This window comes from Janthinobacterium sp. B9-8 (assembly GCF_000969645.2).
Classification (GTDB): Bacteria; Pseudomonadota; Gammaproteobacteria; order Burkholderiales; family Chitinibacteraceae; genus Iodobacter.
The window spans coordinates 560270-573246 of sequence record NZ_CP014222.1 but is presented as its reverse complement, the minus strand read 5'-3'; the positions used below and the strand labels follow the sequence as shown (position 1 = coordinate 573246).

Sequence of the window (12977 nt, the reverse complement as noted above, 5' to 3'; positions counted from 1 at the left end):
TTGCACCAAACGGCACACTTCTAGAGACCACACTAATAAGGCCTAGATTATGTTCATCACCCCAATTTAAATAAATGGGACAAGTACGATGTCGTTACCTAAAAAAGGTATGACTCGTCAGTTTTGTCACATAACCGAAGAGCAACAATGTGTAGTAGCCTCAATTAACCTTATCCTCTTGCCATTACACAGATAATTTTGTCAGTTTATTTAAAGGAACGAAGATACTGGCTGAAGCAGTACAAGACGTATCGCTTATTTTTCAAAAGCTAAAATCATGACATTACGACTCTGTAAACCTTTCATGAGGCATATTATTAAAGCTATTACGCACCCTATTTACGGAATAAAGTTAAACGAGAAAACGAAGAAGATGGTAATCCCCCCACAAAACCAGCTCATTTTTAAGTGGGATTTTCTCGCAGTATTTGGGGAGTTCTACATGAAAGCCGAAGGCAATTGATAACGCCAGATTATGGCGATCTTAAAGCAGGCCGAAGCCGGCTCGACCATTCCGGATCTATGCCGTGAACACGACATGAGCCCCGCATCATTCTATAAGTGGCGCGCTAAGTTTGGCGGCATGGACGTCTCGATGATGACGCGCATAAAAGAGCTGGATGACGAAAATAAGACGCGCTACGTTTATTCAAGGAACAGCTAGCCGCAGGCCAAATACCAGACGATGTCGAATATCGGGTCGTCGTAGACATGAGGACATTTCCAGCCCCATTTGTACCAATCGAGACACTCAAGAAGCTAGTTTTCGAAAAGATATCCGCGTATGGCAGGCCACTTGCACTCGTCTCAGTTCTCGATCAGTCGCTTTTTGGTATGCGAGAGGCGATAGTAAAACGTGACCACTTGATTCACAGGTTTGCTAGTGGCGCCATACCAAATGAACAAATTCCTCAGTACTATTTCGGTATGCCACTTCCGGCTGGCGATACGAACCAAGAGTACCCAGATAGCGTTGAGGGAATTCACAGCTATGTTGATGACATCGCGTTCTTTAGCACCCTACTGTGTATCGATTTAATCAAACACGGGAACAAGGTCCGTGCGGCCTTCACTAAGAAGTTTGGGAAAGGCGCGCCATACGTCAGCATCATCGACTTTAGTGGCCCGCGCGAAAGTGGATTGATACCACCCGACGCACAGTATGCTGACTGACTGAAAGCATTTACGGAGCAAACGCCTGAGAGCAGCGAGAAAATTAAATGACGCCCAACCCGGCATTCGAGCACATCAGCCCTGTAGTCCTGTAGGGCAGCTTAGGTTTATCAACCCACACTAAACTACACTGTCAAGCACAAACCACCTGCTCAATTCGCTCAGCACCCCATACCAAAATCACGGCTTACGCCTGCGGCTAAGCCGCCCAACAGGGAGTAGCAATATGCAAGCAATCGACAAGCGCTCCGATTCACGAAGCGTGTTTGTGGCAGCAACCCCAGCTCAGGTCTTCGCCACGATGAGCGACCCAGCTCGGGTCGCCCGCTGGTGGGGGCCTGATGGCTTTACGAACACGATTCACCAGTTTGACTTTCAAGCGGGCGGCACTTGGCTGCTCACCATGCACGGACCAAAAGGCGAGGATTACCCAAATGAAAGCCGTTTCACGCGTATCGTGCCTGCCAAGCTATTCGAGATTGAGCACCTGTCTAGCCATCACTTCATGCTGACGATTGAACTCAGGCCAGTTGAGCAAGGGACTCAGGTCTACTGGCGTCAAACCTTCGATTTAGTTGAACACTACGAACAGATCGCCCAATTTATCGCTACGGCCAATGAGCAGAATTTGCAACGACTGGCAGCGGAAGTCTTGCGAAAATAGGGAAATAGGGACAGACCACGGATAAATTAGTTAATGTATTTATTTTTAACTGCGCTCTGCCCTCGGTTTATTCCTGATTTATTCAATTTCATCATTCCCACACAGGCAAAAATCTAATCTTTGCACTAAATTCCCGATGCAAACATTCGAGAATGACGATTTAATCAGCCCTTCCTTATTAGTCCTTGCAATCGCCCATTTTAAAAAGCAGCTCAGCCTGATCAGGCTGCACACCAAAACCGAAATAATGATCAAGGATGTTTTGCAACTCCACAGCCGTCGAGATTACTTTAAAGCTGCTATCCGTTTTGCTGCGGATACTCAATTGCCTGTTATGCAGCACTAAGCGTTGAATACCATCGATACGCGTGACCATCAGATCACGCAAAAATATTGATTCGCTTTCTGTTGCAGCATAATGATTACCCACATGGCAATCTACCGGATAAGCCGTGGTTAAATCAAACCAATATAAATTATTCCATTCGCCATTTATTTCGCGCTGCAAATACCAGCCGGCAAGTGTTTGTTCTGGTAATAAGCGATATCGATCAATAGATTGATCAAAAACCACTCCGGCCTGTAATGAAATAGGCTCGCAAATCCCTCCACCGCCAAAGCCCGCATCTAATAGCCACGTTTGCCCTTCCTGCTCTATAGTCATAATTAAGTGCGATCTGGGCCGTTCATGTACAAGCTCTTTATTCAGTAAAACCCGCGCCATATGCAGAGTGGTTTTCAAACCGAGGTGGTTTAACAGCGATGCAAATAGCGTATTAATCTCGTAGCAATATCCCGGGCGGCCTTGAATTAATAGTTTTTCAACTAAAGCGTCATGATTTAGCTTTGGGGTATTTCCCAGCAACAGATCAACGTTGCCAAATGCAATCGATTCAATATGCCGCCGCTGCAGAAACGCCAGCCCTGCCTGATCGAGCGTTGGCCAGCTTGTTAGCGAAAGGCGCTTTAAGTAATAATTAAGCCAAGTCATAGGAATATCTTTTCAGGCGGTAGACAGCGGGGATTATAGGCATACGTCAGTGCATTGTAATTATTAGCCACTCACCCTGCAACGCTTAACCGCTATGCCTCATCTACTCTCAGGGCCGAAGCAAGCGGATTTATCTTTACTCTGACCTCGGTTAATTGAAATACAGCCCTGCAGGGCTCGAAAACAGGAGAAGCTTCCCCCCGCAGCGTAGGCGTACTCGAAGCCGGGCAAGGTTTATCGCCCAGCACAGTGGGCCATAGACCTCCTAGCCCATATCACCATAGGGCGCACTGCGCTTCGCTTCGAGTGCGTCCTACTTAATCTTCAAGTACATCTTGCTTATACCTTCAAGCATACGCTCGTTCTATACTCTTGATATTCATCTTTTTTAAATCACCACAAGGCCACTATGAAAACCGCAATGCTCGTGATTGATGTGCAAGAAGCCCTCTGCAGTGGCGAATATGCAGCCTTTGAAGCCGCTCAAGTAATTAGCCGTATTAATACTGTGACCCAATTAGCACGCCAGAATGGTGTTCCTGTTATTTATATCCAGCATGAAGAAAATGGTGGCCCGCTTGAATATGGCTCGGATGGCTGGAAGCTGGCTGCGGGTTTGCAAGCGCAGCCAGATGATTTATTTATCAGAAAAACGGCATCGGATTCATTCCACAGTACCAATCTGCATACCCTACTCAAAGACCTTGGCGCAGAGCATTTGATAATCTGCGGCCTGCAAAGCGAGTTTTGCGTAGACACCACAGTCCGCCGTGCCCTTGCCCTAGGCTACCCTGTAACGTTGATTGCTGACGGCCATTCCACCATGGACAACGATGTGCTTTCTGCCGCACAAATTTCTGCCCATCACAATGTCACGCTTTCAAATCTGACCAGCTTCGGGCCACGGGCTAAAGCGATTTTGGCTGAGAAAATAGAATTTAATTCAATACCGTAAGTTAAATCTTGTAGGGCGTACTCGAAGCAGGGCGGGCTTTATCGCCCTGCGCAGTACGCCACACACATATCACAATTTCCACACGGCGCACTGCGCTTATCGCTGAGCGACAAAAAATCGTCGCACGCTCGAACTTCGAGTGCGCTCTACACCCTACTTGCTTCAAGCACAATTGTCATACAAGATAAAAAGGCAATATTGTTTGCTTAGTTTTTAAAGCTCACCTATTTAATATGGAGCAGGAATAAGTCCGTGTCTAAATCATCTATCCTATTTTCCCCCAGCCAAACGCCAAATTATCAAATTGCGATTTGTAGCCGTGTAGGTCTGTTATATAAGCTAACAGAACCCTTTTTGTTCAGATTAAGAACGCGAGAAATATTTAATTCACCCTTGAATTTTTCTCCTGAATATGAAAACACTACCGATACGCATGATTACAAATATCAATCGGTTACGATTAATACAAATCATTTTTCTGGCTTTGATAATGAATGGGAAAAATATTTACAAGCATTGAAAAATTCAATTGAATCATTCCCAAAAAACAAACAAATAATTATCAAACATTCAAACCCATATTGGGACATTGACCTCGTTATAAAGCATGCTGATTTTGGAGATGAAACATGTGAGCTAGGCTTTTATGGTAGAACAATCACCGATTTATTAACACAGCTAAATTCTTTCTCTGGCATACCAACAACCCAGCCAATTTTAATGGTTGATAATGACAGCGACGATGACAATGTTATTTTTGGTGCTGAACGAGCAGAAGGATGCAATGACTTTGTCCGGCTTACCTTTATGGATTATGAAGCTGAAACAGAGAATGAAGAAGAAGAAAACTATCCACTACATACAGTACAAATTGATAGGGAATGGCTGATAAACCAATTACGCCCATTGTGTGCATTCCAGCTCAATATTGATGAATGGGATAAAGAATTTTCGCATCAAATATAAAAATAAACTCAGGTTTTATAAGGCGACTATTATTTTAACTGAATATATATTTAACTAAGCACCTTGTTTCCCCCTTGCCCATCCGGCAACAAGTTGACCCGCTTCAGCCTACGCACCAAAGCGATTCCGAATGAGCAAATAAAATTGAATCCCGTGAGTTAAATCTTGTAGGGCGTACTCAAAGCAGGTAGCGTTTTTTCACCCTGCGTAGTACGCCGTAGAGTAATTGATAATGCGATCACCCCACGGCGCACTGCGCTTCGCTGAGCGACAAAAATACTGTCGCACGCAAAGCTTCGAGTGCGCCCTACGCTACGAAAACTGCCGCACGCTCGAGCTTCGAGTGCGCCCTACATTACTTATTCCCCGTAAATCTTCCCTCCAAACCCAGCTAGGTTTTAGCTTCGCCCCGCACACGGGTACAATCCTCCCTTTGCTGCACATAAGATTCGCCATGTCCCCCCATTCAGTCCTCGAACACGTCTTTGGTTATCGCAGTTTTCGCGGTGAGCAGGAAACTATTGTTAGCCATGTGGCGGGGGGTGGGGATGCGCTGGTTTTGATGCCTACTGGCGGGGGGAAATCACTCTGTTATCAGATCCCCGCGCTGCTGCGGGATGGCTGCGGTGTGGTGGTGTCGCCCTTGATTGCGCTGATGCAGGATCAGGTGGACGCCTTAAAAGAGTTGGGTGTTGCGGCGGCTTATTTAAATTCAAGCTTGAATCAGGAAGAGGCGCGTGATGTAGAAAACGCGTTTATCAATGGCCAGCTCAAGATGCTGTATGTCGCGCCAGAGCGGCTAGTTACGCCGCGCTTTATGGCGCTGCTAAAGCGTGCGCAGATTGGCTTGTTTGCGATTGATGAGGCACATTGCGTATCGCAGTGGGGCCATGATTTTAGGCCGGAATATCTGGCGCTATCCTTACTCGCCGATGAATTCCCCGGCATTCCACGCATTGCCCTCACCGCCACGGCGGACCATGCCACTCGTACCGAGATGATAGAGCGGCTGCGCCTCGAAGACGCGCAAAAGTTTGTCTCCAGCTTTGATCGGCCCAATTTGCGCTACGCCATGGTCGAGAAAAAAAACGCCCGCGATCAGCTGCTCACCTTTATCCGCCGCGAGCACGAGGGCGATTCGGGCATTGTGTATTGCTTAAGCCGTAAAAAAGTTGAAGACACCGCCGCTTGGCTGCGAAGCAAGGAAATCAAGGCCCTGCCCTACCATGCTGGGCTGGATGTCAGCGTGCGCACTAAGAATCAGCAACAATTCATTCGGAACGAAGGCGTGGTGATGGTGGCGACGATTGCCTTTGGGATGGGCATCGATAAGCCCGATGTGCGCTTTGTGGCCCACCTTGATTTGCCCAAGAGCATAGAAAATTATTATCAGGAAACCGGCCGTGCGGGGCGCGATGGCTTGCCTGCGAACACTTGGCTGGCTTACGGCCTGCAAGATTTAATCTTGCTCAATAGCATGATCGATAATTCCAACTCCCCCGATATGCAAAAACTGGTGGAGCGGCGCAAGCTCGATGCCATGCTGGGCTTAGTGGAGGCCACCGCCTGCCGCCGCCAGACGCTGCTGGGCTATTTTGGCGAAGAAAGCCAGCGCTGCGGCAATTGCGATAATTGCATCAACCCGCCCAAACTGGTGGAAATGACCGAGGCGGCCAGAAAAGCGCTGTCGTGTATCTTTAGAACCGGCAATCGCTTTGGCGTTGGCCATCTGGTGGATATTTTGCAAGGCAAGGCAACGCCCAAAGTAAAAGAGCATTTTCATGATCGCATCACCACCTTTGGCATCGGCAAAGATGTGGACGAATCCAGCTGGCGCGCCGTGTTTCGCCAACTCTTGGCCCGTGGCGCCATCCGCTTAAATGAATCCGGCCACGGCGGGCTAGAGCTCACCGATGCTGCGCGGCCCTTACTCAAGGGCGAAACACCGCTGTTTTTACGTGAGCGCACCGAGAAATTTAATTACAAAGGCGAAAAAGACAGCGACTTTATTACCAGCTCGGATCAAGCCCTATGGCAAGCACTGCGCCGCCGCCGCAAAGAATTGGCCGACGAGCAAAATGTGCCCGCCTATATTATCTTTGGCGATGCCACACTCAAAGAAATGGTGAGATTACGCCCCGGGGATCATTACGAAATGTCCCGCGTTTCGGGTATTGGCGATAGAAAGCTGGAAAAATACGGCGATGACTTTTTAAAAGTGATTGCAGAAAATATGTAAGCAACTGTTATTAAAGATAAATATTGCCATTGTGAAGAACATAGCCCAAAGGCATGATCTGCCTCGATCTATTTACGTACATCGCTCAATGCTGCTTAAATCATTTTAATCACAGCCATGCTCATCCTTCACAAGGCAATACCATGAAAACTCTCTGCTTAATTGCGCTCTTTTGCTCCAGCACGATGGCTTTTGCTGATTCGATGCGTTGTGAACAAAGTTTGGTCAGCACAGGCGACCCTTTATTTATGGCGCAAGAAAAGTGCGGGCCTCCAAGCGATAAAAGAGAATATAGCGTGCCCGCTACCTATACCAACAGACACGGCAAAACCGTAGTTGATCCTAACAAGAGGGCTGCCGAGCATCAGGTCTGGACATACAACTTTGGCCCCAACCGCCTTATGGTCAGGATCAATGCCATTAATAATAAAATTGAGCAAATCGAAACACTGGGTTACGGCAAATAAAAGCAGCCTAAAAAGGGCTTGGCCCATATCGGCCAAGCCACGCAGCCTATCAGGCTTAAGCAATCGCAGGAAAAACCCGGCAAGCTGCTAGTTACGCCCCGCCATTACTCCGCCATCTACATCCCAAACCGCCCCCGTTACCCAGCCCGCTTTATCACTCAGTAAAAACTCAATCACCTTCGCCACATCATCCGGCTGGGCAATCCGGCCTATAGGATGAAAATCATTGAATGAAGCCAGCACGGCATCGATTTGGTCGGCGGCAATAAATGACTGGTAAATCGGCGTTTGCACCACAGCGGGCGAAACCGCATTCACACGAATATGATGCTCTGCTAATTCCATCGCCAAATGCTGAGTTAAAGAATGCAAACCCGCTTTAGCCATTGAATAAGCCGATGAAGGCGTAGCTTTAATGGCTTGCTTACCCCACATTGAGCCAATATTGACAATTGATCCGCCCCCATTGGCCACCATATTTTTAGCCACGGCTTGGGTAATAAAAAAAGTAGCGCGATTTAAATTTAAATACTGATCGTAATCTTGCTGCTCATGCTCCAGAAATGGCTTGGGATTGAATGATCCGGCTGCATTAACTAAATATTTAATCGGCTGCTCATGGTTGCGGGCAAAGGCAATCAAGCGCTCAATATCACCTGTATTGGATAAATCAGTCTGCATAGTTTCAAGATCACCTAAACCGGCTAATTGCTGCTGCGCTTGCGCCAATTTGGCGGCAGAGCTACCTACAATCACCGTTTTAATGCCTTGCTCTAATAAACGCTTTGCCGTGCTCAGCCCCATACCGCTAGAGCCGCCGACAATAAGGGCAATCGTTTGATTTAAGTTTTTCATTGGTGTTGCTCCGTGAATCAGTAAGATGTGTGAACAGAGTTTATTTCCCCCTTATGCCGCTGAAAACCAAGCACAAAACGGTAGGGTAGGCACAAACAGGTACATCTTGATGATTAATCAGAGCAAAAGAATTTCTCAAAAAACAGCACCAGAGCGCAGTGCGCGCATGGTTGAAACCATTTACGGCTGCAAATGGTCGCTTACCGTGTTTAGCCTCTTAGCCAAAGGCATTAATCGACCCGGTGAAATGGTGCGCTGTGTGGAAGGCCTGAGCACCAAAGTACTGAATGAGTGTTTACGTAAAAATATGGAATTCGGCATTTTAGAAAAAACCGTCTACCCGGAGCTGCCGCCGCGCGTTGAATACGGCGTTACAGCATTCGGGCAAAAATTTCTTCATATTCTGGATGAACTAGAAAAACTGCAACAAGAAATGGATGCCCCGGAAGTACAAGTTCTTTCTAAAAAATAACATTAAAAAAAGCTAATTATTAGGAATTTAGTAGGAAATGCGATGGCACCATCCATCTTATTGAAAGCACTCTGCCAGACCCCCCTACTTTGTAATAAGCGCAGCAAAGATGCATCCCTGCACCGCTTACAAGCGGGCATTAGATACGCAGGTTTTTTATAGGGAGATGTAAGTAGACTTGCTGCATCAACAAATCAAAATCGTCGCCCCCGAGTGGTTTTATCGGAGGTCCAGCAAAGCCTCTGGATTCCCGATAAAACCACTCGGGAATCCAGAGGCTTTGAATGCGTATAGAACTAGATCAATCTTAAAGATTCACCCGCTCAATCTTATTCAGGCTACGCCCTAAAAAGCGCTCGCCGATACTCTGGAACTTCACCGGCACATCGGTCACGTAAAAACGATAATCCGGGGCCTGATGAGATGGATTAGCCATGCCGGAAGATTGCAGTAAATCAGCCGCCTGATCGGCAATAGATAAAGCCGAATCCACCAGCTTCATCCGGCCACCGACCACATCTAAGAGCAGTGGTTTAATCAGTGGATAGTGGGTACAGCCCAAGACCAGCGTATCGATTTTTTCTACGAAAACGGGCTTTAGGTATTCCTGCGCCGTAAGCTTAGTTACCGGATGATCCAGCCACCCCTCTTCGACCAGCGGCACAAAGAGCGGGCAAGCTTGCGAATACACACGGTAGCCGGGGTTCAACTGATGGATCGCGCGGGCGTAGGCATTGGAGTTAATCGTGGCAGGCGTTCCGATCACGCCAATACCACCGGTCCAGCTCACATCTACCGCGTTTTTGGCTCCTGCCTCAATAACATCCAGCACCGGCACATTAGCGCTAGCCCGCACCAGATCTGCCGCCACCGCTGCCATGGTATTACAAGCAATAATCAGCATTTTCACTTGCTGATTTTGCAAAAACTGGGCAATTTCCTGCGTGAAATGGGCAATGGTATCCACCGACTTCACCCCATAGGGCACACGGGCGGTATCACCAAAATAAATAATATTTTCAAACGGCAGTCTGTCCATCAAAGCGCGCACTACGGTTAAACCGCCTACGCCAGAATCGAACACACCAATTGGATGAGAAGGAAGAGATGGATTTTGCATGGGATGGCATTTTACGCCTGAGCACTGATCTGAGCGAGCTGGAAGTTCGGTAATGCTGGCTTAAGTCCCATATTTTTAGTTTAAAAACAGGAAAACTCACTCTTTACCCCATTAAGTCACGGAGAGAACGTAGTCCTTGTACTTGGGTTAGCGGGCTTTATCGCGTAACCCAACTCTTTTTTTCAAGAGTGCATGTTGGGTTACGCTGATTTTCACCGCTAAAAACCGCGATAAAAATCAGCTAACCCAAGCTACGAGACTTTGCCCCAAATAAGCACGCTGAGTTCCACGAAAAAAATGGCCCGTTTCATTGAAACGGGCCACCACATGGACATCAATACTTAAGGAAACTTAAACTACTTCTGGGTGCATCATTTTTTGCAGTTTCTTGGTCGACAAGAGCAAGAGTGCCGCAGCGGCCATCGCCATCCCTACAAACAACATAAAGAATTCATAGATGCCGTTGATTTGGTAGCCCATAAAGCTTGGTACGGCCTGGCCTGATTCTGGGTAAAAACCAGCCAAGATACCGGCAAACCAGTTTGCCGCCGCGCTGGCTGTAAACCAAACCGCCATCAGGAGCGATGCAAAACGTGCGGGCGCAAGCTTATTCACCAAAGATAAGCCAATCGGAGAAAGACATAACTCGCCCATGGTGTGCAGCCAGTACATGGTCACCAACCACATGATCGATACTTTTACGCCCGGCTCGATATGCTTTACCGCCATCGCAATCACGATATAACCAAAGCCGAGGAATAACAGGCCCCAGGCCATTTTGGTTGGTGAGCTTGGCTCTGCGCCTCTTTTCGACAAGAATGTCCAAAGAGAAGCCAGCACCGGCGCAAAAATCAGTACAAACACTGGGTTTAACGATTGAAACCATGATGTGGGCACGGTAAAGCCCAGCACTTCACGATCCAGCGATTCGGCCGCAAAGAAAGTCAGCGATACGCCCGCCTGCTCAAATGCAGACCAGAAGAAAATCACGAAGAATGACAATACGCCAATCACGATAATGCGTTCGATCTCAACAGGGGTCAGCGGCGTATCGCGCTTAGCGCGCTCTTCTGCACTGATTTTGCTTGGTGCTAAACCAATTAATTGGCCCGCTGGATCAACCAGATATTTATCGCGAAAAGCAATAAATATCACTAAAGAGATCAGCATCCCCACACCGGCCGTTAAAAAGCCCCAACGGAAATCAGCAGGATTACCGGTATCACCCAAAGCGCCACAAATCAGCGGAGCCATAAACGAGCCTAAGTTAATCCCCATATAGAAAATGGTATAGGCCGTGTCTTTACGACTATCGTTTGGCTCGTAAAGCTGGCCAACCATGGTCGAGATATTGGGTTTAAAAAAGCCATTACCCGCAATAATAAAACCTAAACCACTATAAAACAGCGGGATTGCAAGTTTAGCTTCTTGAAACCAAGTACCTGCAAAGAATAAGAAAAACTGGCCGATGGCCATTAATATGCCGCCAACCACAATTGAACGGCGATTGCCCCAGAATCGATCGGCAACATAACCACCCACCAAGGGGGCCAAATACACTAGGCCCGTATATTGACCATACAGTGCCGAGGTAAAGTGCTTGTCAAATGACAAAGCTGAAATCATAAACAGTGCTAATAAAGCACGGTTACCGTAGTAAGAAAAGCGCTCCCACATTTCTGTGGCAAATAAAAGGTAGAGGCCTTTAGGGTGGCTAGACTGATTTGCCATCAGGGCATCCTTTAATAAGTGTCAGTGTTATGTTGCTACTATTAATACCTTACAAACCGGCGGATGCGTTACTAAAAAGGACCATTTTTTAGTGGGTAATTTTCACAGCAAATGAACTACATTCTCAAAACAAGCTCCAAGGCGACGTAAATTTTATAGATTCTCAATGTGCAAAATCCCCGCCATGCCGCGTAAATACTCACTTTTAGCACTGGCAGTTTTAATGTAAGAGATTAATCCCGGGGCAATGCCCCGATAGCGAAGCAAGAGCTTGGCTTTTAATGACATAAGATTGCTTGATCTAGCGCATATATTGGCTTTTTATGCTTATGACAAAGCCATATGCATAAATAAATTTGAATATTTGCATGACGAGCGGCAAATAATTGCTATTGTCATAAGAAAAGCTTAAGTAAGAATTGGTATAAAATTCTTACTTAAGTAGAAAACAATTAAGCAGGCAGAAAGCAAGTTTACAAGGAAGCTAAACCAAGCTTAGCCCCCTTATCGCAAGCAATTAATGAAAGTGCCCTTCAGCGGCTTTTGCACCTGCCTCGCGCTCTTGCACCATCACCGATACCTCAACCGCGCCTGATTTTTTAAACTGCAATTTCAGCGGAAATTTATCGCCCACCTTTAAAGGCTGCTTCACGCCAAAAATCATCAGGTGATAACCCATACCCGGCTTCATCTTGATTGTTTCTCCGCCCTTCACTTCCAGCTCAGGCACCTGGCGCATTTTCATCACATCGCCTTCCATACTCATGGTATGGATCTCTACCCGGGCAGCACGATCACTCGTCGCTGCGATTAACTGATCCGCCTGAGCACCTTTATTTTCAAGGCCGATATACACCGTCCCCACATCCTTGCCCGGTAAAGTCGGCACCGAAAAAGGATGCACCACCCGAATCTCCCCAGCTTTATATTCATGGGCAAAAGCAGCAAAAGACACGCAAGAAGCGGCTAGTAATAAAGCGATTTTTTTCATTTTATTTCCCTTAAAAGAGGCAGATCATTAACCTGCCGAAGTAAAACATAAACATTGCATCATTCGTAGGGCGGGTGAAAATCCATACGCACTAACCATTTTGTTTTTAATCTAAGCAAACAACGAAAAAACGTAACAACCACACTCTAGGAATGGGGCTTAAATCCCCCTTGAAGCACGCCGAAGCGAGGAACAAGCGGGCGGGGTTTCTTTGATGCCTGTTTGAGCGAAGCGAGTTCCGCAGCCGCCGCTCGATTGTTCGCAGATGAGGGGCCTTCGTGCTTTTTGGGTTGCGGCTTGGCTTCGTTTCTTGGCCGCGCAAGAAAGGAAGGTCCAGCGGGACGCCCGCACCT

11 protein-coding genes and 1 pseudogene are annotated in these 12977 nt (G+C 47.2%); 7 read left to right on the top strand and 5 right to left on the bottom strand.

The genetic code is table 11. The features are described from left to right. Positions 1-475 precede the first annotated feature (475 nt). Positions 476-634: pseudogene (locus VN23_RS02510) on the top strand (transposase); the annotation flags it as partial. A 765-nt stretch (positions 635-1399) separates the two neighbouring features. Continuing rightward, a complete protein-coding gene (locus VN23_RS02500) occupies positions 1400-1837 on the top strand; it encodes an SRPBCC domain-containing protein (protein ID WP_046353359.1) in 438 nt (145 codons plus the stop codon). A gap of 178 nt (positions 1838-2015) precedes the next feature. Here the strand turns inward: VN23_RS02500 and VN23_RS02495 are convergent, their stop codons facing one another. Then, entirely contained in the window at positions 2016-2828 is an 813-nt protein-coding gene (locus VN23_RS02495) for an arylamine N-acetyltransferase family protein (RefSeq protein WP_052746771.1), read from the bottom strand. Positions 2829-3237: 409 nt separating this feature from the next. Between VN23_RS02495 and VN23_RS02490 the strand changes: the two genes are divergently transcribed. The 4 genes from VN23_RS02490 to VN23_RS02475 all read left to right on the top strand — a co-directional run bounded on the left by VN23_RS02490 (position 3238) and on the right by VN23_RS02475 (position 7455). After that, positions 3238-3783: a cysteine hydrolase family protein gene (locus tag VN23_RS02490; protein WP_046353360.1), complete on the top strand. Its 546-nt coding sequence runs from the start codon at positions 3238-3240 to the stop codon at positions 3781-3783. Positions 3784-4035: 252 nt separating this feature from the next. After that, the gene (locus tag VN23_RS02485) at positions 4036-4749 is read left to right on the top strand and encodes a hypothetical protein (protein WP_046353361.1); all 714 of its coding nucleotides are present in this window, start codon (positions 4036-4038) and stop codon (positions 4747-4749) included. 454 nt (positions 4750-5203) lie between these two features. Then, entirely contained in the window at positions 5204-6988 is a 1785-nt protein-coding gene (gene recQ, locus VN23_RS02480) for a DNA helicase RecQ (protein WP_046353362.1), read from the top strand. Positions 6989-7131: 143 nt separating this feature from the next. Then, entirely contained in the window at positions 7132-7455 is a 324-nt protein-coding gene (locus VN23_RS02475) for a DUF2845 domain-containing protein (protein ID WP_046353363.1), read from the top strand. Between the two features lie 87 nt (positions 7456-7542). Here VN23_RS02475 and VN23_RS02470 read toward each other — a convergent pair whose 3' ends face one another. Continuing rightward, complete coding sequence (locus tag VN23_RS02470; RefSeq protein WP_046353364.1) at positions 7543-8310, bottom strand: SDR family NAD(P)-dependent oxidoreductase; 768 nt, start codon at positions 8308-8310, stop codon at positions 7543-7545. A gap of 109 nt (positions 8311-8419) precedes the next feature. Between VN23_RS02470 and VN23_RS02465 the strand changes: the two genes are divergently transcribed. After that, positions 8420-8782 (top strand): winged helix-turn-helix transcriptional regulator, encoded by a 363-nt coding sequence (locus VN23_RS02465; protein ID WP_046353365.1) that lies wholly within the window; start codon positions 8420-8422, stop codon positions 8780-8782. Positions 8783-9089: 307 nt separating this feature from the next. On the opposite strand, the gene murI is transcribed toward VN23_RS02465, so the two are convergent. The 3 genes from murI to VN23_RS02450 all read right to left on the bottom strand — a co-directional run bounded on the left by murI (position 9090) and on the right by VN23_RS02450 (position 12624). Then, entirely contained in the window at positions 9090-9902 is an 813-nt protein-coding gene (murI, locus tag VN23_RS02460; protein ID WP_046353366.1) for a glutamate racemase, read from the bottom strand. Positions 9903-10253: 351 nt separating this feature from the next. Beyond that, positions 10254-11633 carry a peptide MFS transporter gene (locus VN23_RS02455; RefSeq protein WP_046353367.1) on the bottom strand — a complete coding sequence of 460 codons (1380 nt, stop codon included), beginning with the start codon at positions 11631-11633 and terminating at the stop codon, positions 10254-10256. Between the two features lie 517 nt (positions 11634-12150). Further along, the gene (locus tag VN23_RS02450; RefSeq protein WP_046353368.1) at positions 12151-12624 is read right to left on the bottom strand and encodes a copper chaperone PCu(A)C; all 474 of its coding nucleotides are present in this window, start codon (positions 12622-12624) and stop codon (positions 12151-12153) included. Between the last annotated feature and the right edge of the window lie 353 nt (positions 12625-12977).